Below are 25,567 nucleotides of genomic sequence, written 5' to 3'. Positions count from 1 at the left end.
CCTCCTACTTGATCCGAAATTCGATCGATGCCTGGCCAAACTCATCAGCGGCCTGATCACGTACCGTCAATTCTAACCGATAGGTACCGGCAGAAATATTCTCGGGCATGTAAATACGGAAGGGAACATAAAAGTCCCGTCGACGAACGCGGCAGGTATCTTTCACTTCCGGGAATTGTCGAGCATCGATGCGTCGACCGCTCTGGTCATATATTTCGTAGTTGCTCTGGAGGACAGTTTCAAACTGGCCACCGATGTCACGTGAGCTGAAGTTGTCGATCTCGACGTACAGCAGGACCTCTTGCCCGGGTTGGAAATCGTGTGAGGCGAATGCTTGAAATTGGCCGAAGCTTTCGACGCTTTGGATGAACTCGAGATTCTGAAGTTGCAGCGGGCTGGCCGATTCCAGTTGAGTCATCACGCGACGGAACGATCCCAATGCCAACGCGTGGCGGCGATTGACTGGGATGTCCTTCACGTTCATGTAGTCGGAGAGGCCGAATAGTGTGTTGCTCCAAACCTCTTGTTCTTCGGAGGTCAGCCCTTCGACCTTCTCCATCGCTTCGGTCTTGCGATCGGCTGCCAAGTACAGCATTCGCAAGCGAAGTTGAGCGATGGTTCGCTCTTCGCTGGAGAGTCGGCCATTGTTTGCAAGTTGCTCCAGCTTAACAATCGTCTGATCCAACAACTGCTCCCAGTCGCCAGAATTCAATTCGGGTTGGTTTCGAGCTGCCCAGTACACGATCGTGTTGCCACGGCGCGTATCAGCGACCCAACCTCGTTCCTTCAAGTCGAACAAGATGGTGTGTAGTTCATCGATGCTGAGCAGGGAGGGATCAGGCGAGCGTCGGGATTCATCGGACGATGACGCTGATACTAATTCATTGTGCATCGCTTCCAACGATACCTGACCACGTTGCCACAAGATCTCTAGGACTTGATATTCTTGCTTGGAAAGTTGATCGAGCGATTCTGCTTCCTCGGTTGGATTTTTGGGGCCCGCTTTCTTGTTGGGTAGACGTTTCGGATCGTGACGCAACTCACGGTAGTCTTCCGCTTGGAGGTCCTCGGGATAGAGACCGCTCGCTTGGGTATCCATTTCCGGGACGTAGGTGGCTAGTTGAACTTGGGTATCTTCTCGAACAACTTGGCGTGGTTGAGCGGTCGCACGCGCTGCGGGCGACGTCCGACCGCGTTCCAGATCGATTGTCTTGGGGTACAAGTTAGGATCGGCCGATGCTAGATGGGAAGTATCCTGGTGCATGTTGGTCGACGGCAAACGCTGCGGTTGATCCGAAGTCGGTCGAACGTTTGACGATGGTTCGAGGTGCCGCTCGACCAGCTTCGAGGCGTACGACTGAAGCATGTCCGCTTCTTTTGATTCTGGCTTCGCGAACGGTGTTTCGGTGGTTGCCGTCTGTTGAGGACCAAACATGGTTTCAAGTGTCGAGAGCAGCTCTTCCCATTGGCTATCACTAGCCGAAGCAAACTCTTTCATGATTTGCTCTTTTTCAGCCTCTGGTAGGCTTAACGCTTCTACGCGAGCTGCGTAAGAAGGGCCGTCCGCAGGCTTCTGGGCATCGAGCTTCTTCGCTTCTTCCAACCTTGCCGCCAGCTTTTTCGAGAGGCTATCCGCGGCCGATTCCGACTCGACGAGCGCATTTTTAGCGGGCGTCGTTTTGGCCGAGGCAATCGTCGTGGTGTTTGGTTTGCTGTTCTCGGCAGTTTGCTGATTGAGATAGTTGTTCAGCGAACTCGGTTCTTTAGCCTCACGCCCCCAACCACTCATGCAACCGGTCATGAGAACTGTGAACGAGATGATGCTCGATAGGTAAATCTTCGACTTCATACGCCTGGGCTTCCGTTGATGGCGCGCTTGCGCAGCCTTCTTCCAAGAAACGGTCCGGCGGATGTTAGGGAAAGCTCAAGTTTGAAGCAAGAGATACCGACGCAGGTTTATCGGTCGAGTGATAGCACTGATTGGCTAATGGGGCCCAGTGATGCTAGTTTCGCGTCGTGCTAGCTCGGGGAGGATCCATCGCCTTCGAGAAGGAGACGATCAACTTCTCGAGGGCCAAACGCCCGCGAGCTTCCTGCGAGTGGCTTCCTTTAAGCGACATGTCGAGCTCTAGCAGCTGACGATAGAGACGCCCACCACGAATCTGTCCGAGGGCCAAAAGACGCTTTTGGGCTTCTTCCAAAGCTTTGGGCCAATTCGGGAAGCCAGCTTCCTTCAGAGCATCGCGCAAGCTGACGGCATCTCCGCGACGTCTTCCACGTTGGTAAATTCGGGTAGCCGCCGCAAATCGACGCAGGCTCCAAGCGATTTGCCCAAAAAGCTTTTGGGGGCGATCGCCCGATTGGAAGAGTCGATCGAGTTGCTGGAGGGCATCGGCCGTATTGCCTTCCACGGCCGCATCGACCAAATGCCAGATTTCTTGCAACTGGCCGCCATGAACTTGCTCGCGGACGAGATCTTCGTCAATCGTTTCACCGGTCTCGACGAACAGCGACAAACGAGCGACTTCCTGATCGATCAGACCGAGCTCGGTTCCCAGCATGTCAACGAGAAGTCGGGCCGCGCCGGCTGAGATCTTCGTGTCGTGCTCGGCCTTGGCTCGCTGGGTAAACCACTTGGTTAAAGCATCGAGATCGAGCGACGACTTCTTACCGCTCTTTTTCTCAGGAGGATTGCACTGAATCTGCAATCCAACTCCATCGCACTTCTTGTAAAGCCGAGTATTGGCGGCCCATTTCTCGACTTGCAGGACGAGGACCCCACCAGGACGTTTCTTTTCCAGGAAGCCCTCGAGTTCGTCCCGGTAGCGAGTGACGAACGGATCGGCATCTTCGACCACGGCTAAACGTCGCCCTGAACTGCCAAACAGGCTGACCGTAGAGACTTCGTCCGCTACATCAACCCACGTGACCAAGTTACCAGAGAGTTTTCCGTAGGGGATATCTCGGTCTTCGCCCAGTACGGTCGATCTCACCTTTTCCGTAACCAAACCGCGCAGGAATGGATCGCGTCCGAATACGATACACACGGATGGGACCGGCGTGTCTTCGGCAGACAGAAAATCGAAAGCATGAACCGTATTTGACATGGCCTCAGCGTACTATGCTCCGGGCCAATTGCCTACCGCCTCTAGCGTACGGTTACCGGCATTCCGGCTTGGTCATTCAGCGGTTTGAGAGGCCGAAGCGAGCGAATCTGCCCACGGGGAACTAAGCCATCGTTGGCGATCGCTCGTTTCAGTACGTATTCGCCTATGTTACCCGCCTTATCGGTTGCGGTGGCCTTCAAGAAGATGTCCGCCGGAACTTCGGGAGTGATCTTCCAGATAAACTTACCAGAGTTGGCGATTTCCTCGGCGATCGGCTTCCAGGGGCCATCTGCTGAAGATCCGTAGTACAGCGAGATTGGACGTTCGGCGAGAAATGCATCGGTGGCGGTCCAGCTGATGTCCAAGTGCCCCACGTTCGGCCCTTCGCCGTAAATCACATTGGTTATTGTTGCGACTGGTTTGCTGAGATCGACATTCACCCAGATATCGGCCAGGTCGCCTGGTTGCGGACGACGACCGGTGAGCCCATTGCCTCCTTCTACCACGATACGGAACCCGTAGATCCCTTCCGATTGCACTGCCACGTCAAACGGACTTTCGCGGTCTGGATCGACCCCCCCTGGTTCCCAAGTTTCGCCGGCGTCGCGAGTTACCCATAGTTCGATCTGGCCGATACCGGAAGGTCCGACGGTTTCGACACCATAGTTCAGAGCGAAGCCTTTGGTGTTGATCGATTGCGGTTGGACGCCTGGAGGGAGGCCGACGTGTCGGTCCTTGGGTTGTTGTGGACGCAAGTTGGGATCACTTGAATTCGCGACGGGTGGCTCCATCTTCATGTTCGCCGGACGGAACGGTGAATCGAGTCCTGGTGCTGGCGGCTGTTGCTCTTGCTGAGCGAAAGTCGATGGAGCAGGCTGTGTTGGACTCGTTGATTGACTCTGGGGGGGAGTCATGGTGTTGTTCGTCGGCCAAGGAACCGCTTGTTTCGGCGGTTGGGGTGTTTCGATACGACGTTGTTGAAACGGATCGACTGGCACGTTGCCACCGTTGAGCGAGTTCGGGTCGCCACCGGCAGTTCCCGGGACTTGTCGTGGCACTCCGTTCCAGTTTGGACGCTGGGCAACCAGGGGAACGGAAAGCGACTGCTGGGCGGCACCGGCATTACCAGCGCGGTCGTACGCTTCCAAACGGACGAGCATCACCCGTTCGGTTGCCAGAGGAAACCAACGTGTTTCCCCGGCGATCAGACCGTTTGCTTGATACGCCTTGGTGGCGTCGACCTTCACGTGTTGGTAAGGGCTGGAGGCAGAAGTCTGATAGCTAAGGTGAATCTGCTGCGGATCGATCGCCGGGTCCTTGACGGCCCACTTGGCGATCACCTCACCTGATTCGAGTGCTTGCACATCTAGCGTTACCGTCGGCGTTTGGGTATCGACCGCGACCTTCAGTTCGGGCTGGAAGAAGGCAGAGCTATCAGTTGCCCGGCCAGAGGCGTCGAAGGTGCGAATCGCGAACCAGTATTCCCCGTCGTTGCGAGCTTGAAAGACGAATCGGTCCTGGCGAGATGATTGCCGCTGATATCCAATCCAGTTCGCACCACGGTCGTTCGAGACCATCAGCTGCACTTGAGGCGTTTCGTTTGGGGCATCCACCTTAAAGGGAATCCCAAACTCCGTTTGACGTACCAGAATGGGGTCGCCTTTCGGCCGCGGAGATGTAGGGCGTTCGGCGGGCTGAGCTTGCAGCGAAATCTGTTCGAATGACAGCATCGTTGCCAACACGCCAGCCGTGACAGCGAGCAAGCGAAATTTGGCAACCATGAACATTCCTTTCCCAACTGAAGAACACGACAGAGAGTCTATCGGTCATTCCGATGGGCCGCTTGACGGGGTCGCCCCTATGGTACGCGTCAGCGAAGGCTGGCAATCTGTGCCGATCGTATGGGTCTTGCCAGTCGTTCCGCATGTAGCGGCGCGGGCGTATCCAGCTAGGGGCCAAGAGGCTGCAAATCGCTGATAGGAACGGGCACTCCGCCCGAACGGGTCGCCATATCCCGCATGGTTCCCGACGAGACTGAATTGGGAAGATGGTAGGTATCCTCGCTAAGCATCCCAACGTTGCCGGTCAGAGTGGAGGGGGGCAACGGCGTGCCACTGGTTACCTGATCGTTGATGATGAGCGTACTTTGAGGTTTGTCGATATCATAGTCCTCGCGCGGATCGGTCCAGTCGAATCCGATGCCTTGGACTTCGACGATCGCGAGAACCGTATCATACGAGTCGCTGATCTGATCGCGATTCACAGACTTCGCGTGAGGAAACATCGTGGACCTACCAACCACGGCCGCCATGTGTGTGGTTCCGGTACCCAGTGTTTCCCCGGCACCGTACGAGGTGTAAACGTCGGGCATTTCCTGCATCACCGTCAAGTTGATTGGAGAATCCCAGGGCTCGTCAAAGTTGTAGCGGCGATAAAGATCGTTACGCCCCAGTTCCGGTAAGATCATAACCCGCCACGAATGAATCGGCTTTCCTTTCGCATCGGTAAAGTATGCTGGTGGAAACGATCCATGATTGTCGTGGTATTGGTTCAACGCTTCCACGATCCGTCGGATGTTATCTTGCGAACTCTCGTGCATTCGCGTCAGTCGAAGCTGATTCGCTGCCGGTATGGCAACGCGAACGACCACGACCACCGCGAGAAAGATGACCGCGAAACAAAGTACCGACCCACCTAACAAGCCGACAAGTGTGCCCAAGGGAACGCCCGCGGTGTCTTTCTCGACGTCATGCGGTGCAGGGCTACTGTTCGAGGGGTCGGACGATTGGGACCGTGGGGGAATTGTGATTGTCTTGGCACAAACCGCACACGGGCCGGTTTCGCCAGCGTAACGATCCAGGACCTTCATTTGGGTCCCGCAGTGCGGACATTCGAAAGAGATAGTCATATTCAGTAGCGAACCGCGCGAGATGAGCTAACGTTACCACGTTTTGCTTCATCCTAGCCCTCGGCTACGGGCGGAACAACTAATCGGCCCGGAATTGCTGAACGATGTCGACGTACTGTTTCGCGAGATCGCGGATACGATCCATGTTGCCGCTGGCGATTGCCGATTTCTCGACAAGCGAGCCCCCCACGCCGAGCGCACATGCTCCGGCTTTGAGGAACGCGTTCGCTGTATCTAAATTCACGCCGCCGGTGGGCATCATGCGAATTTGAGGCAGCGGTCCTTTCAGGGCTTTGAGGTAACCTGGACCGGTTAAATCAGAGGGGAAAATCTTGACGACGTCCGCACCAGCTTGCCAGGCTTTGACGACTTCTGTCGGCGTCAGTGCGCCGGGCATCATGGCCTTGTCGTAGCGATGGCTGATCTCAATGGTCGGGATATCGACAATCGGAGCGACGATGAACTCGGCCCCAGCCAAAATCGCGATCCGAGCCGTTTCGGCGTCCAGAACGGTCCCAGCGCCCAATTGAATCTTGTCTCCGAAGCGATCGGCGACGTATTCCAGCACCTTATGGGCTTTAGGAACGGTGAACGTCACTTCTATGGCCGTTACCCCCCCGGCAACCAGGGCTTCGGTAACGTCGGCTAAGACTTCTCCGTTGTCTGCCCGGATCACGGCAACAATTCCGACGTTGGCAATATTTTGAACGGTGGTTTCGCGTGACATGGCTGGGGAGCTCTAACTTGTTACGAGATCGATGGATACGTTGAGGTTTAACCTAGCTGGGGCAGGGGGGCGTTGTCAATTTGCCATTTGGGGTTTGGCATTCCGGGCGAATCATTGGACGCCTGAACGTTTTGGAGGGATAATTAAGATCTAAGAGATTTGCCACGCTTCCGGTGTATCCAGTCATCGGAGTGGCCCGTTGAGTCGCCAGCCTGAGTCCCCATGGAAAAGCAGTACCTACAGTTAGCATTCGCAGTATTCCTACTTGCGGTATGCATCCTAGGATTGGCACTAACGTTTCACTTTCTGAGAAAATGGCGCGAATACTCGGACGAGGACCAACAGAACCCCGATACGATGCTATCAAAGTTCCGCGAAATGCATTCACGGGGTGAGCTATCGGACGAGGAATTCCGAAAGATAACAACGGACATGCGAGCCCGAATCCAAGTTGCTGCAACGGTTTCGGAAGAAACGGAAATCGTTTTTACCGAAGATGCCAGCAAGACGGATTAGGGGGAAGTTGTCCGGTTTTTGCGAAAACTACTCGCACAAACCAAAACAATGTTTCGTAGAGCGAGGTGTGGTGCCTGGGAGGCCAACCAAATGAGAGTTGATAGCAACTCTCTCTTCGCCCATGCGAAGCGGTATCAGTTGAGGACGTAGCCACTGCTAATCGTCCGAAGGCTGAAGACAATACGGCTCGAACTCTTTGCGGACAAGGATGCCCCCAGGCCAGACGGCTTCGATAAGCCATGGCCAGTCGAGCAGCACGTGGAAATAACAACAGCCTGGCCGGCATAGCAACACGAGAGATGCCTCAACAGTGACCGCCGCCAGACGCTGTTCCAAGCGAAGCCGAAAGGAGTAATTCATGCCCGCAGGAAATGATGTTGGTGGAACTCGCCATAATAGCACCAACAAGAAAAATGCGTTCTGCTCGTTCTGTCGTCGGAACTACCGCGAGGTAGGCCCATTGGTCGAAGGACCCGGAGATGTCTACAACAACGTATACATCTGTGGCGAGTGCATCGATCTGTGCAAAGAGATCCTCGAAAAAGAAAACCGCCGTCGCGGTGCTGGGAACAAACTGTTCAATAAGATCCCCAGCCCACGCGAAATCATGGCCAACCTGGACGAATACGTCATTGGTCAAGACGGGGCAAAGAAGGTCTTGTCGGTTGCCGTTCACAACCACTACAAGCGATTGGTTGTCGGCCACGAAGGCTCTGATGTCGAAATCGAAAAGTCGAACATCATGCTGGTCGGTCCGACCGGTAGCGGTAAGACCTTGATGGCTCGCACCTTGGCTCGCATCCTGAACGTGCCGTTCGCGATTGGCGATGCCACCACGCTAACCGAGGCAGGCTACGTCGGTGAAGACGTTGAAAACCTGCTACTGAAGTTGCTGCACGCTGCTGATTTCGATGTCGAAGCCGCCCAACGCGGGATTCTGTACATCGATGAAATCGACAAGATCGGCAAGACCTCGAGCAATGTCTCGATCACTCGCGACGTCTCAGGCGAAGGTGTCCAGCAAGCGTTGTTGAAAATGTTGGAAGGGACCGTTGCGAATGTTCCACCGCAAGGGGGACGTAAGCATCCTGAGCAGCAATACATCCAAATCGATACCAGCAACATTCTGTTCATCTGTGGCGGAACGTTTGTGGGCATTGAAGACATCGTCCGCCGACGTATGGGTCGCAAGAGCATTGGCTTCGGCCAAGCTTCCGGTTTCAAGTCGGAAGCCGATGCTGCTGAACTGATGCGAAACGTAACCAGCGACGACGTGCTCGAGTTCGGCTTGATTCCGGAATTGGTCGGTCGTTTGCCAATGGTTGCCTCGCTCGAACCACTCGACTTGCCCGCTTTGAAGAGTGTGCTGACCGAACCGAAGAACGCGTTGATCAAACAGTATCAAACGCTGTTCGAGATGGAAAACGCCGAGTTGCAGTTCACCGACGAAGCGGTCGAAGCGATTGCTCAGCGTGCCCTGGCCAAGGGAACCGGTGCTCGTGGTCTGCGATCGATCATCGAATCGGTCATGCTCGACATCATGTTCGACCTGCCCGAACAAGAGCCTGGCTCGAACTACTCCATCACCCGAGAAATCGTGGAAGGACGCGAGAAACTCTTCAAGATGCCTGAAACGAAGAGCGCGTAAGAACACTACCTGCTTTCCCCCTCCTCTCCGACAGAACCCTGTGTCAATCGCCCGGCACAGGGTTCTTTTCTTTTTTGTGTCAAATTCGGCATCGGATCGAGGACTGCAGGGGGTGAGCATTCTCGACGCTGCTTCCGGTAAAACGTACAATCAGCGGTCTCGTCACCTCATGCCGCTAGAGATTCTGTAGAAGATCGCCATCTTGGAAGAAAACAAGCAACCTGAAGCCACGCTCGATCCCCCCTGGTTGGCGTTCTGTAAGTTGTGCCGTTTGCCGAACTTATTTACGGCGTGGTCTGACATCTTGGCTGGGTTCTTCGTTGTCTCGTTTTACTCGAGCCAACAGTCAACGGGAATCGATTTTCCTGTCGAACTGGTTTGTCTGCTCGCCGCATCGAGTTTGATCTATTCGGCTGGGATGGTGCTGAACGACTACCACGATCGCGAGATTGATGCCCAGCAGCGACCATATCGTCCGATCCCATCTGGGGCAATTTCCGCAAAGGCCGCATTGGCGATCGCTTACGGAATGATCATCGGTGGGTGCTTGTTTGCACTGCTGGGGGGCTACGTTTACGTTGAATCCGCCGCAATCCCGTGGCGTGGTGGTGTGGTGGCAGTCGTGCTTTCGGCGTGCGTGATCGCCTACGATGCCGTCTTAAAGCGAACGGCGCTGGCCCCGTGGATCATGGGGAGCTGTCGCTTCTTCAATATTTTGCTCGGGATGAGCCTGGCCCAGGAGCTTCCACTGGAAACCAGCTGGCAGGTTTTCGGCTACGATTCGGGACAGCTGCTTTTCGCTGGCGGAATCGGGCTCTACATCGTTGGTGTAACGTGGTTTGCCCGTACCGAGGCCGTGGCAAGTGATCAGCGAATGTTGATCGCTGGCGCGCTTTTAATGCTGGCAGGAATCGGGATGTTGGCCGCGTTGCCAGCGGTTGAACCTTCGGTGGTGGGATTGAGGTATCTTACGCCATCCGGTTTTTGGGGCATTTTGGTATTATTAAGCCTGGTGTTGGCCCGAAGAGCGGTCATTGCGATCACGCGTCCCGAGCCACAAAACGTGCAACTGACTGTGAAGCAGGCGATCTTGTCTCTGATTTTTTATGACGCCGCAATTACCCTAGCGGTATGCGGCACGGTTTGGGCAGTGACCATTGTCGCACTGCTGCTACCGATGTTGGGATTGCGTCGTTGGATGTATTCCACCTAACTAAGAAAAAGTTGGCGACCCACGACACATTGCGTGCTGCGTGGGAACAGCCACCCGCAAAGGTTGAAGGTACGATTCGGAATGATCCTGGGATATAACACGAACGGACTCGCGCATCACGATCCCTTCGACGCCGTCGAGGTTCTGGCCGAGATCGGTTATTCCGCGATTGCTCTGACGATCGATCACATGACGTTGACTCCCTTTGGCAACACGTACCTCGCCACGCGCCAAGTCGACTTGTTGGCCAAGTCGCTGGAAGAAGCCAAGATGCGAAACGTGGTAGAGACGGGGGCACGCTTCCTACTCAATCCCCGAATCAAACACGAACCGACTTTCATTAGCCCCGATCCCAAAGGACGCGATCTGCGGTACGAGTTCATGCGGCACTGCATCGACACCGCCCAAACGCTGAAAAGCGATTGCGTTTCAGTTTGGTCGGGCCGGCTCTTGGACGATATTTCTGAAGAAGCCGCGATGGATCGTTTGGTTGCTTCCTTAGAGCCTGTCCTCGACTACGCAGCCGATCGTGATGTTGTCATTGGTTTCGAGCCGGAGCCGGGGATGCTGATCGATACCATGGATAAGTTCGATCAATTGCAAGAACGCATCGACTCTCCCAACTTTCAACTGACAATCGATATCGGTCACCTCCACTGCCAGGGTGAAACGCCGATTTCCGATTACCTGCGCCGTTATGCCGATCGCCTGGTCAACATTCATATTGAAGACATGAAAAAGGGCGTTCACGAGCATCTTCCCTTTGGTGAGGGTGAGATTGATTTTCCGCCAATTTTCAAAACCTTGCAGGAAATCGACTACCAGGGGCCCATCAACGTCGAACTAAGTCGACACAGTCACGATGGCCCGAACATGGCCCGAAAGTCGTTCGACTTCTTGAAGCCACTGATGCCGTAACGCTCTCGGTTTTCCGTGACCCCGCACGGTAGGGACTCCTGGTTTCCTCCGATTGTGTCTCGGGGTAGAGTGGCATAATCCTCATTCAAGATTGACCTGCCCACAACTTTCCTAGCGAGTGATATCCCATGGCCGACAACGTTGTCCTTCTCTCCATCCCCGGACTTCGCGCTTCTGATGTCGCTCACATGCCGAACCTGGCAGCCTTGACCAAGGAAGGTGATCAAGCTCCGTTGGTGCCGAGCTTTCCCGCGGTTACGCTATGCGTAGAAACCAACATCATGACCGGCATGCTCCCGGTCGATCATGGTGTGGTCGCCAACGGTTGGTACGATCGCGAGAAGGGGAAAGTCGAATTGTGGACGATGGGGAACGAAGCCATCCAGCGTCCGCAGATCTGGGACACGCTTAAGCAGCATGATCCCTCGATCACATCGGCTGTGTGGTTCCCGATGTTGAGCAAGCGTTGCAATGCCGACTATGTCTGCATGCCGGCTCCAGTTCATAATCCCGACGGAAGTGAATCGCTGTGGTGTTACACACGGCCAACCGAATATTACGGAGAACTACTCGCCGAATTCGACCACTTCCCGCTGAAATTCTTCTGGGGACCTTTAGCGTCGATCCCTTCTACAAAATGGATCGCGGACACGGCCGTTCTGACTGCGAAGAAACATAAGCCGAATTTCTTCTACATCTATTTGCCCCACCTCGATTACCAAGCCCAGAAGCTTGGCCCCGATAGCGAGCCCGCGATGAAAGCGGTGGCCGAATTGGACGTCGTACTAGGCGAAATGTTTTCCGGCTTGAAAGAAGCTTACGGTGACGACGTGTTGATTCTGATTGCCAGCGAATACACGATCGTCCCTGTCGATCATGTGACCTACCCCAACCGCGTGTTACGGGAAGCGGGTTTGGTGAAGATCAACGACGGCGAAGAAGGCGAACTGATCGACTATCCCGGCAGTGATGCGTTTGCCGTGGCGGATCATCAATTATCGCATGTCTATGTGAAAGACTCCGACGAAGCCACGATTGCCAAAGTGGTGGAACTGTTCCAAGGTCAACCTGGAATCGCCGAAGTACTTGCTGGCGAAGATCGTGCCAAGTACTTCCTCAATCATCCACGTAGCGGCGACGTCGTTTTGGTTTCGACGGCCAATAGCTGGCAGGCCTATTACTACTGGCTGGATGACGCTCGGGCTCCGAAGTTTGCTCGCACCGTCGATATTCATCGCAAGCCAGGATACGATCCGGTTGAACTGCACGTCGACATGGCGACTCGCTCGATTCCACTCGATGCGACGCTCGTGAAGGGCTCGCACGGTGCCCCAGCAGCTACCGACGCTCAACGCGGCGTCTTACTTTCCAACCAGCCAGGCGTTTATCCCGAAACACCGATGGCCGATACGGATGTCTGTGACCTGATTCTGCGGCAGTTCAATATCTAATTAGTGCCGACTTCCACAGTCTTACTTTACGTTTTGCGGGTGCCGAAGCCTGTTCGGAAGATCTCTTCATGCACTAGTGATGCCCTGCAAAACGGGGGGCATTCGACAGTGCATGCCTACACATGCTTGTCGCACGGGGGATTCACTACCCGTTACGGTCATTTGTTGTTCCGGTTATGCCGATTGCGCGGGCTTTCCCCTTAGGGGATCACGAATTAACCACGTTTCGCAATCTCTTTCCCTGAGGCGAAAACTAAATTTTCAGGTAGTCGTCATGGTGCGCATCTTGCGTACTTGGCTGGCAATGAATGCTGGACTCGACCTGAAGCGTATTGGGAATCTGAGAGTGCCATCCGGAATCGAAAAGACTTTTCAACTGTTTGCCAGAACGGACAACTATGCGGCTGTCCCGGTGCTCGTTGATGCGCTCGACTCTCCTTACTCCGACATCCGCGAATCCGCATTATCCTCTCTATTACATCAACGCCATGCCGTCGCTCAGCGAGCGATCGTGCAGCGTTGGCGACAATTCACTCCCGTTCAGAAGAGTTGGATTGAACTGTCTGGCATTTCATTAGAGATCGCCCTGCGCGAGCTCATTCAGTCCAACGATCAAGCGGACTTTAAGCTAGGTCTCGAGATCTTAGGTCAGGTCTACGAATACGAACTAATACCGTCCCTGGTGATGATCGTTCGCGATACAAATCACGTGCATCACGAATCGGCCGGCAGTACGCTCATCAACCTTGCGGCGAATCTGCGGAAAGAACTGAGAAACACTGACGAACGAATGGGAGCCGCCGAAGCTGTTCGCGGACGTGCGATCGAATCGCTTGGCGATTGTATTCGGCATTACGAGCAACACGAATCGCTCGCGATCCTCGAATCGTTCCTGGTGTTAGTGACTCGTGAGAACCAATTGTTGCGAGAAGCTTGGAACAACACCAAGCACCCTGCCCATTCCTCGATCATTCGCTTTCTTCGTCACAGTACCCGGCCTGAGATCATTGACTTGGTGCTAGGTACGCTGACCGATCTACATCCCGCGCTGCCAGTCCTTAATATCGTGGGGCTGCGTCACGATCCTGCGTTCATGTCGGAACTGACGACGCGGTTGCAAGGGACCTTGAGCGATGATACGCGTCGTAATCTGGCCAAGCTGTCGAAAGTGGCTTGGGCGGAAGAGCACTGCAAAGTTCTCGACAAACTAAACGGATTGCAGCAAGCGGCGGCCGTTCATATGGCCATGGCGACATCGATTGGTTCGGAACGGCTTTACAACTTGCTGGTGTTGATGGCCAATTCAGGACATTCGTCAGGGCGCCTTGCGGCCCTTGAGGAACTGGCCAGCTATGTCGATGCGCAAACCAACGAAATGATTCTGGAAGCCGTCAGCGATCCGAACTCCGCCGTCCGGGCTGAGGCCTTGCGGCAACTGCGACCACGCGGCATTCCTGGGGCGATCAAGTTGTTGTTGCAACATCTCGATAGTCCCCAGTTGATCGTGCAAGATACGGTTCGTCGGGCATTGGCGGAATTCAATTTCCCACGTTACCTGGCTGCCTTCGACAAAATGAATCCTGAAGCGCGGATGAATACCGGGCGTATGGTTCGTGGAATCGATGGTAATACCCAACGGCTCCTCGCTGCAGAGTTAACCAGCGAAGCAAGTTCGCGTCGCTTACGAGCTTTGAAGATGATCGAGGTCATGGACAACCATCTCGATATGGAAGCCGACCTGATCAAAGCGCTTAAGCACGACGACTATTTCCTCCGAGCAGAGGCAGCCAAATTGCTTGCCAAGTGTCATTCCTCGGCGGTCGTGGCTGCCTTGAAGGAAGCCATGTTGGATCGCAACGTGCGAGTGCGTGAGAATGCGGAAGCAAGTCTCCGCAAGATTGCCGGCACCAAGTCGGTCGTCTCATCCATCGATCCCTCGGCGGCTGCCCATTAGAAGGATCGCATGATGAACGCACTATGCCAATTGATCATCTTCGCAGCCGACGCTCCGGTGGATTTCACGGCCATGGGCGAGCACTTCCGTGCCGACAATGCCAAGATCAACATCCCGCATATGATCATCCTGGCGTTAGCCGTGTTGGTGATCTCGTCGCTGATCTGGGCCCTATCACGTTGGCAGAGTGATAACGAATCGCGGAAAGGGGAAAGCCCGCAACGACTATTCGACGATCTGTGCAAACAACATGATCTGACAAGCAATAATGCCAAGCTCTTACGCAAGATTAGCCGCGAGCTTCAGTTGCCCAACCCAGCAAGTCTGTTTGTTGATCCGAGCTTGTTGATTTCCGCTGGGCAACTTGAGAAGTTTCAAGAGACGCAACAGCAATTAACGAAAGTGGGCGAAGAACTCTTCGGATACCATCTTTGGAAGCAAGCGGTCGCCAGCGATTCGCACCATATCTCTTAAAACGTCTTTGCGAATTGACGTGCGTTGATGCTGCCTAGGCTTTGACGATCTTCACGGCCGTACCGTAGGCTAACACTTCCGTCGAACCCTGCATGAACTCGGTGGCATCGTAGCGAACGGCGATCACCGCTTCGGCCCCATGTTCAACCGCATGCTGCACCATCAGGTCGTACGCGTGTTGCCGAGCTTCTTCGCAGACGGCGACATATTCTGGAATGTTGCCACCGCCAATTGAACGCAGGCCACCAATCAGGCCACGGGCAATTCCCGTCGAACGGACAACGATGCCCCTTACGACTCCCAAGTACTCAACAATTTCATAGCCCGCGATGTCGTTTCCGGTCGTGATAATCATGATCAGTCCCTACCAAATGTCAGGAGAAGCAAATTTTCCGGACTCGTTATAGCTTATTGATGTCTGCGCCTGTAATCCAATATGGCAATGGGCCGATTTGCCACGAATCCGGGTCTTCCGTTGGTCGCCCCGATTAGATTGCTGGCGCAAACTTCAATAGGTACTGCGCATGAAAAAAGCCGAAGTGCAAGACTTCGGCCTTTTCGTGATTGCTGTTCGCGTATCTTTCTAGAACGCACTGTTGCCGTTTGGACGACGCTTCTGGAAGCCAGCTTCTTCCTTTTCCTTGGCGGCTTCCAACTCTTCGAGACGCGAGCCAGCGTTCAGGCGAACCAATTCTTCGGCCCCGACGTAACCGGCCCAGTCGATGAACTGGTCGACGCGAATCGCGGCCACGCCGTTATTACGGGCCGTTTCGCTCATCGTGGTGTATGCGGCCAAGCCACCTTCCGAAGTCTTGTCCGTAGGACGGTCACCCAGAATCAAGTAACGAACTTCTGTGGAGAGCGAACCCTTGATGTCACCCTTGTCGTCGACGTAGGCAACCACTTCGCCACCAGCTGTTTCAATGATGTCACGCAACTGGTTGCTGTCGTCTTTGTCGTCACCATCCAGGTCAATGAAGCCAACGATGGCAAATTTCTCGGAGCGACCTGGAGTCCAAACTGGCGTGAAGATCGTGTCGCCCGGCATGACAGGATTGCCAACGTCCGACTTCGTAATACGAGCTTCCGCTTGGTTAGCCGAGTGGATACGAGTGATTTCGATGGTGGCCTTCGGTTCCGAGTCGACCAGGCTTTCCTGACCGAATGGGTAGATGCTGAAGGTCATCTGCGGACGCAGCATGTCGGCCGAACCGAGGTTCACCCACACGGTTTTGTCACGAGGATTCGACCAAACGATCTTACCATCGGGACGATCGCCAAGCTGTGGCTTCAAGTCTGCGGCAACCTTTTTCAACCCATCAATTAAAGTCTGCTGATCGGTGATCGTCTTCTGAAAGCCCTGCTTTTCGGTAGCAGCCGTGGCTTTCACCTGCGCGACCTGACCTTCGATGCTGGTCTTTGCGGCGAGAACTTCCTTCTGCTGATTTTGCAGCGCGGTGCGTTCAGTATGGTAACTGGCAGTCAGATCACGAAGCTTAGCTTCGGCGTCGTCCTTAGCGGCGACGGCCTGAGCCACGCTCGAATCTTTCTCAGCGCGAGCGGCATCGCGTTCGGCGGTGATCGTGTTGATCTGCTCGCGAGCGGAAGCCAATTGTTGTTCGAGTGTGGCGTACTTGTTGCGAAGTTCCACCGGAATCTTGCGGTAGCTCATCGCTTGCTCTTCGGGAGCCGCCCCGTTTTCGTCCGCCACGAAAGTCGCCAAGTCATTTTGGAACTGTGTTTCGACTTCCTCCATGGTGGTCTCTTCGGTATGGCCGATCATGACCTTCAACCGGTTGAGATTGGCCATGGCTTCGCGCTGCGAGGACTGGGCGGTTTGAGCCGCGTTGTTCGCTTGCTTCGCGTCGGCCTGCGCTTTGGAGTTGGCGTTGTAAAACACGCCTGCAACGATGCCGAGGCCGACGACCATCATCACTAACAGAATCAGAGAGATTTGAAGACCTTGGTTATCACGGGACGCCATGGGCGAGTTTCTCCTTCGGGCGACAAGTACCGGGGACCGAGTGCTGGATGTAGCGGTCTCCCTAGTTTGCCTAAATTAGTCAAAGCTCGGGCAAATTCCAATCCGCCGATTGGTGCGGACCGAGTAATTTATGCGGAGAAGGCCGGAAAGACCTTCCAGTTCGATTAGGTTAGCCGTAGGGCAGAGTAGCGATTGGGATGAGGGGATGGCTGGCCAATCTCTTGCCAGCACATGTAAGTCTAACCGGGAGGTGCAGGAAAGTCAATCATTTGGAATTGATGTAAGTCGTTTGATAACAACGGATTTCTATCAATGTCGCGGAATTTAAACATGTTCATTCCGGGCAACACTCGTTCAGGGAGCCATGTTGATTCCTGGAAAAGCTGACGAAATATGCCTTTCACGCCAGATGCTTGTTCGTAACTCGTTACTGCACAATAATCTACGAACAGATTCGAGTCCCTGATAAGCCGTTGGCTTCCTTCTTTGTAGATTGCATGATGACAAAACGCACTCGGCAGACGTCGCTTAGTTTCGACATGAACACGACCGAGGAAATTCCTGAAAAATTGCCGAGTTCCACGCCTCAGCCCACGGAGGAGACCGATCCCGACGACCTGCGTGGCAAGAATGTCTGGATCGTCGACTCGCACTCGCTCATCTTCCAGGTGTTTCATGCCATCCCTCCGATGACCGGTCCGGCCGGGCAGCCAGTTGCCGCGATTTATGGGTTTGCTCGGGACATGGTCTTCCTGTTGGAAAAGAAGAAGCCGGACTATTTGATCTGCGCGTTCGACATGCACGGGCCAACATTCCGACACGAGCTTTACGACGACTACAAAGTCAATCGAGCCGAAATGCCGGAAGAACTCCCTTCGCAGATTCAAGGAATTCGGCGGCTGCTAGAGGCGATGAACATTCCCGTGATCGAATCGCCCGGCTTCGAGGCGGACGATGTTCTGGCCGCTGTGGCGAAAGTGGTCGATCAGCAGGGGGGAAACTGCACGCTCGTTACCACCGATAAAGACTGTCGACAGCTAATTACAGACAACGTTCGGATGTTCAACGTCCGTAAAGATGCTTTCTACGATGCCGAGTCGTTGTTGGGGGATTGGGGGATCCGACCCGATCAAGTCGTTGACTTTCAGGCGATGGTTGGCGACCCGGTCGATAACGTGCCTGGGATTCCGTTGATTGGTCCCAAGATTGCCAAGGAATTGTTGAACCAATTTGGAACACTGGAAGCAATTCTCGACAACGTCGACAAAATCTCTGGCAAGAAGCGAAAAGAGAACCTGGCCAACGGTCGTGAGAAAGCGATGTTGAGTAAGGATCTCGTGCGGCTTCGGGATGATGTTCCTGTCGAATGGGACTGGGCGAAGTACTTGGTGAGTCCGACCGACGTCGAAGCGTGCGAAGCGATCTGCGACGAATTTGGCTTCCGGACGCTCGCCAAGCAATTGCAATCGTTGTCTGATCCTGCGGCAGGGCAGGGAAGTGAACCGGTAAGTCAGCTTGAACAAAGCAAGCTCGAGTATCTGACGATTGAAACCCTCGATCAATTGCGAGAACTGACCAGCGAACTGGCCAAGCAGACGCGAATCTCGATCGACACAGAAACCACGCACACCAGCCCGCGCTGGGCCGATTTGGTGGGAATATCCGTTGCTTGGAAACCCGGCATCGCTCGATACATTCCGATCCGCGCACCAGAAGGGGACGTCCAGCTTCCTTTGGAGGAAGCGATAGAGATTCTTAAACCAGTTTTGGAAGATCCTGAAGTCAAAAAGCTAGGGCAGAATCTGAAGTATGACGAGATCGTCTTCCGTGGTGTCGGTGTGCAACTAGCTGGCGTCGACTTCGATACGATGATCGCGCATTACCTTCTGGAAGCTGGGGCCCGATCACATGGGTTGGATGAACTTGCCCGGCGTTATCTGCAGCATGAAACGGTCAAGATCAGCGAACTAATTGGAACCGGCAAGAAGCAAATCTTGATGAGTGAGGTTCCAGTCGAAAAAGTATCGTATTACGCGTGCGAAGACGCCGACATTCCGCTTAGGCTGTTCGAGATCCTTAACGAACGGCTCGATGAGGAAGGCCTGAACGACCTCTTCGATGATGTCGAAATTCCGCTAGTCGATGTTCTTGTGGAGATGGAATACAACGGCATCCGAGTCGACACGGACCGGCTGCAGCAGTTGAGCAGCGACTACGGAGAACGGCTCGAAGAATTGGAATCACAGATTTACGAAATAGCTGGGCAACCTTTTAACATCGCATCCCCCAAGCAACTCGCTGAGATCTTATTTGAAAAGCGAGGTTTGCCGGTGATCAAGAAGACCAAGACGGGGGCTTCGACTGATGCGGAAGTTCTCGAGCAGTTGGCCAAACAAGATCCGCTGCCACAAAAGATCGTTGAGTTTCGTCAGTATGCCAAACTGAAGAACACTTACATCGATGCCTTGCCGAACATGATTTGTCCGAAGTCAGGCCTGGTGCACACTTCGTTCAATCAAGTCGTAGCGGCAACCGGACGTCTTAGTTCCAACGAACCCAACCTGCAGAATATTCCGATTCGCACGAAAGAAGGTAAGGATATTCGTTCGGCCTTTAAAGCGAGCCATGATGATTGGGTTTTAGTTTGTGCTGACTATTCGCAGATCGAACTTCGCGTGTTGGCTCACTACAGCAAAGACCAGGCATTGTGCGAAGCGTATCAGCAGAATGAGGATATCCACGCCAGAGTTGCTTCCGAAGTGTACGGCATTCCTCTGGCGGAGGTGACCTCCAGCGAACGTCGGAGCGCGAAAGCGATCAATTTCGGGATTGTCTATGGGCAAAGTGCGTTTGGCTTGGCCAAGGCATTAGATATCGAGAAGGACGAAGCGTTTGGATTCATCGACGCTTACTTCCGCAAATATCCAGGCGTCGACGATTTCATGGAGAACACGCTCAAGCAGTGTTACCAAGATGGCTTCGTGAAAACGTTCCTTGGTCGACGGCGGAAGATCGATGGCGTCCGATCGCCACAGAAACGTGATCGTCTGAACCGTCAACTGCTGATGCCAGAGCGGACGGCAGTCAATACTGTGATCCAGGGATCAGCCGCCGACATTATTAAGTTAGCGATGCTCCGTGTTCACAAGACGCTTCAGGCTTCGCAGCTGAAATCGAAGCTTCTCTTGCAGATCCACGACGAACTCGTGTTTGAGGCACCTCCAGAAGAAGTACCAGAATTGGTCAAACTTATCTCCCAGGAGATGACCGGCGCGGTCACGCTCGACGTGCCGCTGGTCGTTGATGTGGAATCAGGACAAAACTGGGCGGAATGCGAACCGGTGGAAATCGACAGCTAAACCGCAAGTGTCCACAGAAAGCGACATCGCGAAGACGAAAAGATGACATAAGTTGGCTGGTTACCACAAGTTGAGTTCTGTTGCTGCCTCGTTGAGGATCTTTGGGGTATGAAAACAATTGGAGTGCTCGGCGGTATCGCTTCAGGTAAGAGTGCCGCCACCCATGTTTTGAAAGAATTGGGAGCCGAGGTTTTCGACGCTGACAGGGCAGGCCACCGTGTTTTGGAAGACCCTGTCGCCAAAGAAGAGATTCGAGCGAGGTTTTCTTCCGCCGTATTTGATAGCGAAGGGAACGTTTCTAGGCCCAAACTGGCGGCAATTGTCTTTGGGGACTCTGCGGAGCATAAGCAGGCTTTGGCAGATCTCGAAAAGATCTCTCATCCGCGGATAGGCGAGGAACTTAGAAAAGCGCGAAACCAAGCCAGGGAACGCGGGGTTAGGGCTTTCGTGGTCGACGCCCCGGTGATGATTAAAGCGGGTTGGATTGAGAGCTGCGATCACGTTTTATTTATCGATGCATCTCGCGAATCCCGCCTGAAACGAGCACTCGCGCGAAATTGGACAGAAAATGAGTTTGACATTCGCGAGTCAGCGCAGGAAGAATTAGACATTAAACGACGTTACGCAGACTTCGTCATTCCGAATGACGGCGATTTGTCCCAGCTACGAGATGAAGTAGCAGCGTTTTGGAAGAAGCAGATCGCCACTTCCTCATCATGACGCGGGTTCCCGCGACAAGTTCCTCGAATATTTTCCGCCTACTCGCCGATTCCTACTTTACGAAGTGCTTTCATTTAATGGCGATTTAACCCGCCTTAAGTCAAAGGAGGGGTTTGTAATGCGGCGCGTGTTCGGGCGAGCCCGAATTATCCTTACCCCTTTAAATTACAACCATTTACGAAGATTTGGTTTCCCACGAATATCGCCTCGCGTACTTTCGAGCCTTTTGCTACAACGAATAAGTCTCCTCTTCATTCCTGGAACAGCCCGCGCCCATCGAAGGCGCGATTCATGTCGATCAATGAACCGCTTCGATACGTAGCCGGTCTGGATAGTTAGTGATGGGACCATCCCATTTCGCTCGTCCGGCCAGGGAATTTCTCTCGGAGAATGGTCTCCAATGCCACAGCGTAATTCAACAACAAATCGAACTAACAACACCAATTCGAATAGCAAACTGACGCCCCGGGTCTCGAAGGATGGCAACGCGTTCGGTGCCGGAATCATGCCGGAATCAAGCGAGAGCTCCTCGGACCAAACCGACCAATCCATGTCCAATTCGCCCCAATCTTCTGGTTCTTCGAACAACCACTCCTCCGATGGCCGCCGTTCTTCGCGCGATTCATCCAAACGGAACTACCATAACAACGGCTACGACGACGGCCCTGAGCCCATGTCGCTGGCCGAACAAATCGCTCGCGGTAAACAGCGTGGCGAATCCATCAACGAAGATGACGAGCAGATCGAGAATCTGAAGCACAGCGAAGTTCACATCGCTGAACTGCAGAAGATGTCGATGGCCGAATTGATCGAAGAAGCACGTAAAGAGAATCTCGAAGACCTGACCGCCGCTCGCCGCCAGGACCTGATCTTCCGCATCCTGAAGGAACGCGTGAAGATGAGCGGCTTGATGTACGGCGAGGGGACGCTCGAGATTTTGCCCGATGGCTTCGGCTTCCTTCGCAGCCCAGACTATCACTACCTGTCCTGTCCGGACGATATTTACGTCTCGCCGAGCCAGATTCGACGGTTCGGCTTGAAGACGGGTAACGTCGTTACGGGGCAGATTCGTCCGCCCAAGGAAAACGAACGCTACTTTGCGTTGCTTCGGGTCGAGGCGGTCAATTACCAAGATCCGAATGTTGCCGCGCAGAAGGTCTTCTTCGACGACCTAACGCCGCTGCATCCGGACGATCGTATCCGGATGGAAACTGTGCCGACGGAAGTTTCCGGTCGAATTATCGACTTGATTGTGCCGATTGGTTTCGGTCAGCGTGGATTGATTGTCAGTCCGCCACGTGCTGGCAAGACGATCATGATGCAGAACATGGCCAAGGCCGTTTTGGCAAACTATCCCGATGCCTACGTCATCATGCTTTTGATTGACGAGCGTCCGGAAGAAGTCACGGATATGGAACGCCAGGTGAAAGGTCCGAACTGTGAAGTGATCAGTTCGACCTTCGACGAACCGCCATCGCGCCACGTTCAGGTTGCCGAAATGGTGATCGAGAAGGCGAAACGAATGGTTGAGTTTGGCACCGACGTGGTGATCTTCCTCGATTCGATTACTCGCTTGGCCCGCGCCTGGAATAGCGAATGCCCGCCGTCGGGTAAGCTGCTTTCCGGCGGTTTGGATGCCAATGCTTTGCAGCGACCGAAGCGTTTCCTCGGTTCGGCCCGTAAGGTCGAAGAAGGGGGCTCGCTAACGATCATCGCAACGGCTTTGGTCGATACCGGCAGCCGCATGGATGACGTGATCTTTGAGGAATTCAAGGGAACTGGCAATCAAGAGATTGCGCTCGACCGACGCATGGTCGACCGCCGTATCTGGCCAGCTATCGATATCAACGCGAGCGGTACCCGTCGCGAAGAGATGTTGATGGATCCTGAAGAGTATCGCCGAGTTTGCATCTTGCGACGTGTACTCAACGAAATGAATGCTCCAGACGCAATGGAATTCCTGCTTAGCCATATGGGTAAGTACAAGACCAATGCAGAATTTCTGATGAGTATGAATCTGCAGTAAGACTCGCAGGTTTCGACCCTCCGGCACGGCCCGAATTGTGGTGCCGTGTTGTCGCCGGGCAATCATTCTCGGCGAAACTGCGCCGGCCTCACCACTAGGCTTTGGTGATTGGCTTTCCATTCCCTTCTGAAACATGCATTTTCGTTCGAGGCGATCGTGGCGAATACTTACACTGGAACTGATTTTCAGGCGACTGGCCTACGCGTCGCGATTGTCGTTTCGACCTATAACGATTCGATTACCGGCAAACTTTTAACGGGCTCGTTAGAGACGCTTGCTAGTCGCGGGATTGAAGAAGGCAACGTTGACGTGGCCAAGGTGCCCGGCGCTTGGGAAATTCCCCTGGCAGCAGCCGTCATGGCTCGCAGTGGCAATTACGCGGCTGTGATCTGTCTGGGATGTGTTATCCGGGGCGAAACCACGCACGATGTCCACATCAACACCCAGGTCAGCCAGACCCTCGGTAACTTAGCGTTAGAATGTGAGTTGCCGGTTGCATTCGGTGTACTGACTTGTAACACCGTCGAGCAAGCGATCAGTCGAGCAGGGGGGGCGGTCGGCAATAAGGGGGTAGAAGCGGCGGAAGCTGCCCTGGAAATGATGGGACTTCTCCGAAATCTTCCTCAGTCGGAAACATGATCTAGGCTCGCTCGCTATAATTCATCAATCCGTTTGGTTCACCTGACCCACCCTTTCATCAAACGGCTGCAATTCGAGACGAGGCACTCTCTAAAGACCCATGGCAAGACGTAGTCGAGCGCGCGAAGTAGTTCTGCAAATCCTTTATCAGGAAGACCTTAACCCCGACGCAGATCCGCGTCTGGCGGATGAATTCCTCCGTGCGCGTTTGAACCAGGATGAAAACCTGATCGAGTTCGGCCGGTACCTGTTGGTCGGCACGCGCGAGCATCGTAAGAAGATCGATCAGCAGTTGGAGCGTTTCGCTGACAACTGGAGCCTAAGACGTATGGCCGCCACCGATCGCAACTTGTTGCGTCTAGGGGCTTTTGAGATTCTGTACTCGAACACTCCGGCTCGTGTTGCCATCAACGAAGCGGTCGAACTGGCCAAGCGGTTTGGGGGCAAGCACAGCCCTCAGTTTGTTAATGGGCTGTTGGATCGGATTTTGAAGAGCAATCAGGCGGAAGGTAACGCCTAGATTCTTAAGCGATATCTGGGTCGCTAGCAGTCGGTACGGCGCGCATCTCTATTGCGATTCCACCCGGAATTACGGTAGGTTTCTGACCACGAAATCTGCCCATCGGAACGAGCCAGGATGCGTCTGAAATTTCAACCTGTTAAGGACTTACGTAACCACGTGCTTCAGCTGTGGTGGCGACGACGCGGGTTGGCAGTTCCTAGCCGTTCGCAGTGTACACAGTACATTGACCTGGCTCAGGTAAGCGGAATCTCGCTTCAGCATATCGAACCGGCCCTGCATTCGATCTTTCCTGAATGGTCCATGTCAGGACGGGTCGATGAAATTCCTGAGCAGCTTGAAATGCTTTCAGAGGCCGAACAAGCTGAGATGGCTGCTTGGGAGGGGAAGGCGACAATTGATCATCCGGGAGCAATGATGGCGATTGTCTCCCAAGGAAGCCTGTTCTGTCGTTACGGGTTTGTGCTGACGAAAGATCAGCAAGAGATCCTCGATCTGAACGGCGACGGGTTTCATCACGTCTTTCCGCACGCTGGCGAAGTGGTTTATGTCCCACGACCCACGAAGGTACCAGGTCGTTTGCTGGTGCTGACCAACAGCTGCGCCCAGAGAAACTACTATCACTGGACGATCGAAATCATGTCGCAGCTTCGACTCTTGCAAGAGTCGGGCATCGAGTTCGATTGGGTCGCGGCCCCCAATCGCAAACCGTTCATGGTCCAGTCTTTAACGCTGCTGGGTATCGAGGAATCAAAAATCCTGCGGATGGGACGGTACACCCATCTGCAAGCCGACGAGTTGATCGTCTTAGGGCGTGACGGAGGCTATCCTCATCCCACCGGGATTGAATTCCTTCGCGATTCCATGCGCTCGCAATCTTGGAGTAAATACGGAAGCTCAGAGCGTACCCGACTTTACATCCCGCGAACGTCGTGCAGTTCTCGCCGCATCGTGGACGAAGAGAAGCTGATCATCGCCCTGCAGAAGCTGGGTTTTGAGTGCGTGCGTTTGGAATTGCTAACCGTGAAAGAACAGGTCGAGCTATTTCAGCGAGCGGAAATCGTGGTCGGTCCGCACGGGGCTGGGCTGACAAACCTGGCATACTGCCGTCCTGGGACTGCGGTACTCGAAATCTCCCCTACGTCACGTCCGTGTCGCTATTTTCACTGTCTTTCGCACCTCAATGAACTTGCCTTTCGCGTTTATTTCGGGCGGGCGGTCCGCCGGCCTGGGCATGTCGGGACTGAGGCGGATATCGAGATCGATTTGGCCGCGGTTCTCCAAGAAGTCCAAGATCTCTTGAGTTCTGTCGAACAACCGGTGGCTTGCGCCATGTAGGCCATCCGCTGGATCTTGCCGCATTCCAGGCGAAGCACCTCGCAGACAAAAACCGGCGAATCGGG

The 25,567-nt window shown here is 54.2% G+C and carries 20 protein-coding genes; 12 read left to right on the top strand and 8 right to left on the bottom strand.

Annotated elements, in window-relative coordinates; all coding sequences use genetic code 11:
* Positions 1–4: 4 nt before the first annotated feature.
* From C5Y83_RS15705 to C5Y83_RS15675, 6 genes are all read right to left on the bottom strand, one after another.
* Positions 5–1,849 (bottom strand): BlaI/MecI/CopY family transcriptional regulator, encoded by a 1,845-nt coding sequence (locus C5Y83_RS15705; protein ID WP_105330659.1) that lies wholly within the window; start codon positions 1,847–1,849, stop codon positions 5–7.
* 154 nt (positions 1,850–2,003) lie between these two features.
* Positions 2,004–3,107, bottom strand: coding sequence for a DNA polymerase III subunit delta (holA, locus tag C5Y83_RS15700; RefSeq protein WP_105330658.1), 1,104 nt, complete (start codon positions 3,105–3,107; stop codon positions 2,004–2,006).
* Positions 3,108–3,148: 41 nt separating this feature from the next.
* The gene (locus C5Y83_RS15695; protein WP_146117791.1) at positions 3,149–4,888 is read right to left on the bottom strand and encodes a hypothetical protein; all 1,740 of its coding nucleotides are present in this window, start codon (positions 4,886–4,888) and stop codon (positions 3,149–3,151) included.
* 167 nt (positions 4,889–5,055) lie between these two features.
* Positions 5,056–5,976, bottom strand: coding sequence for a DUF1559 domain-containing protein (locus C5Y83_RS15690; RefSeq protein WP_158262374.1), 921 nt, complete (start codon positions 5,974–5,976; stop codon positions 5,056–5,058).
* A gap of 118 nt (positions 5,977–6,094) precedes the next feature.
* Positions 6,095–6,742, bottom strand: coding sequence for a bifunctional 4-hydroxy-2-oxoglutarate aldolase/2-dehydro-3-deoxy-phosphogluconate aldolase (locus C5Y83_RS15685; RefSeq protein WP_105330655.1), 648 nt, complete (start codon positions 6,740–6,742; stop codon positions 6,095–6,097).
* Between the two features lie 672 nt (positions 6,743–7,414).
* Positions 7,415–7,618, bottom strand: a complete 204-nt coding sequence (locus C5Y83_RS15675; protein ID WP_105330653.1) for a hypothetical protein — start codon at positions 7,616–7,618, stop codon at positions 7,415–7,417.
* On the opposite strand from C5Y83_RS15675, the gene clpX reads away from it, so the two are divergent.
* From clpX to C5Y83_RS15645, 6 genes are all read left to right on the top strand, one after another.
* Complete coding sequence (gene clpX / locus C5Y83_RS15670) at positions 7,617–8,906, top strand: ATP-dependent Clp protease ATP-binding subunit ClpX (protein WP_105330652.1); 1,290 nt, start codon at positions 7,617–7,619, stop codon at positions 8,904–8,906. The two genes, C5Y83_RS15675 and clpX, sit on opposite strands and share 2 nt — an antisense overlap.
* Before the next feature lie 202 nt (positions 8,907–9,108).
* Entirely contained in the window at positions 9,109–10,119 is a 1,011-nt protein-coding gene (locus tag C5Y83_RS15665; protein WP_158262373.1) for a UbiA family prenyltransferase, read from the top strand.
* Between the two features lie 81 nt (positions 10,120–10,200).
* Entirely contained in the window at positions 10,201–11,037 is an 837-nt protein-coding gene (locus C5Y83_RS15660; protein WP_105330650.1) for a sugar phosphate isomerase/epimerase family protein, read from the top strand.
* A gap of 128 nt (positions 11,038–11,165) precedes the next feature.
* The gene (locus C5Y83_RS15655; protein WP_105330649.1) at positions 11,166–12,488 is read left to right on the top strand and encodes an alkaline phosphatase family protein; all 1,323 of its coding nucleotides are present in this window, start codon (positions 11,166–11,168) and stop codon (positions 12,486–12,488) included.
* A 274-nt stretch (positions 12,489–12,762) separates the two neighbouring features.
* Positions 12,763–14,442, top strand: coding sequence for a HEAT repeat domain-containing protein (locus C5Y83_RS15650; protein ID WP_105330648.1), 1,680 nt, complete (start codon positions 12,763–12,765; stop codon positions 14,440–14,442).
* A 9-nt stretch (positions 14,443–14,451) separates the two neighbouring features.
* Positions 14,452–14,916, top strand: a complete 465-nt coding sequence (locus C5Y83_RS15645) for a hypothetical protein (protein ID WP_105330647.1) — start codon at positions 14,452–14,454, stop codon at positions 14,914–14,916.
* A gap of 34 nt (positions 14,917–14,950) precedes the next feature.
* On the opposite strand, the gene C5Y83_RS15640 is transcribed toward C5Y83_RS15645, so the two are convergent.
* Both C5Y83_RS15640 and C5Y83_RS15635 read right to left on the bottom strand, forming a co-directional pair.
* Entirely contained in the window at positions 14,951–15,271 is a 321-nt protein-coding gene (locus C5Y83_RS15640) for a YbjQ family protein (RefSeq protein WP_105330646.1), read from the bottom strand.
* A gap of 228 nt (positions 15,272–15,499) precedes the next feature.
* On the bottom strand, positions 15,500–16,900 hold the full coding sequence (locus tag C5Y83_RS15635) for a hypothetical protein (protein ID WP_105330645.1): 1,401 nt from the start codon (positions 16,898–16,900) through the stop codon (positions 15,500–15,502).
* Positions 16,901–17,397: 497 nt separating this feature from the next.
* Here C5Y83_RS15635 and polA point away from each other — a divergent pair, with 497 nt between their 5' ends.
* From polA to C5Y83_RS15605, 6 genes are all read left to right on the top strand, one after another.
* Positions 17,398–20,259 carry a DNA polymerase I gene (gene polA / locus C5Y83_RS15630; protein ID WP_233207239.1) on the top strand — a complete coding sequence of 954 codons (2,862 nt, stop codon included), beginning with the start codon at positions 17,398–17,400 and terminating at the stop codon, positions 20,257–20,259.
* Positions 20,260–20,382: 123 nt separating this feature from the next.
* Positions 20,383–20,979: a dephospho-CoA kinase gene (gene coaE / locus C5Y83_RS15625; protein WP_158262372.1), complete on the top strand. Its 597-nt coding sequence runs from the start codon at positions 20,383–20,385 to the stop codon at positions 20,977–20,979.
* A gap of 550 nt (positions 20,980–21,529) precedes the next feature.
* On the top strand, positions 21,530–23,005 hold the full coding sequence (gene rho / locus C5Y83_RS15620) for a transcription termination factor Rho (RefSeq protein WP_315850492.1): 1,476 nt from the start codon (positions 21,530–21,532) through the stop codon (positions 23,003–23,005).
* 156 nt (positions 23,006–23,161) lie between these two features.
* Complete coding sequence (ribH, locus tag C5Y83_RS15615; protein WP_105330815.1) at positions 23,162–23,644, top strand: 6,7-dimethyl-8-ribityllumazine synthase; 483 nt, start codon at positions 23,162–23,164, stop codon at positions 23,642–23,644.
* A 100-nt stretch (positions 23,645–23,744) separates the two neighbouring features.
* The gene (gene nusB, locus C5Y83_RS15610; protein ID WP_105330643.1) at positions 23,745–24,164 is read left to right on the top strand and encodes a transcription antitermination factor NusB; all 420 of its coding nucleotides are present in this window, start codon (positions 23,745–23,747) and stop codon (positions 24,162–24,164) included.
* A gap of 117 nt (positions 24,165–24,281) precedes the next feature.
* Complete coding sequence (locus C5Y83_RS15605) at positions 24,282–25,502, top strand: glycosyltransferase family 61 protein (RefSeq protein ID WP_105330642.1); 1,221 nt, start codon at positions 24,282–24,284, stop codon at positions 25,500–25,502.
* Positions 25,503–25,567: the final 65 nt, after the last annotated feature.

The organism is Blastopirellula marina (assembly GCF_002967765.1).
Taxonomy (GTDB): Bacteria; Planctomycetota; Planctomycetia; order Pirellulales; family Pirellulaceae; genus Bremerella; species Bremerella marina_A.
This window is presented reverse-complemented; position numbering and strand designations above follow the sequence as displayed.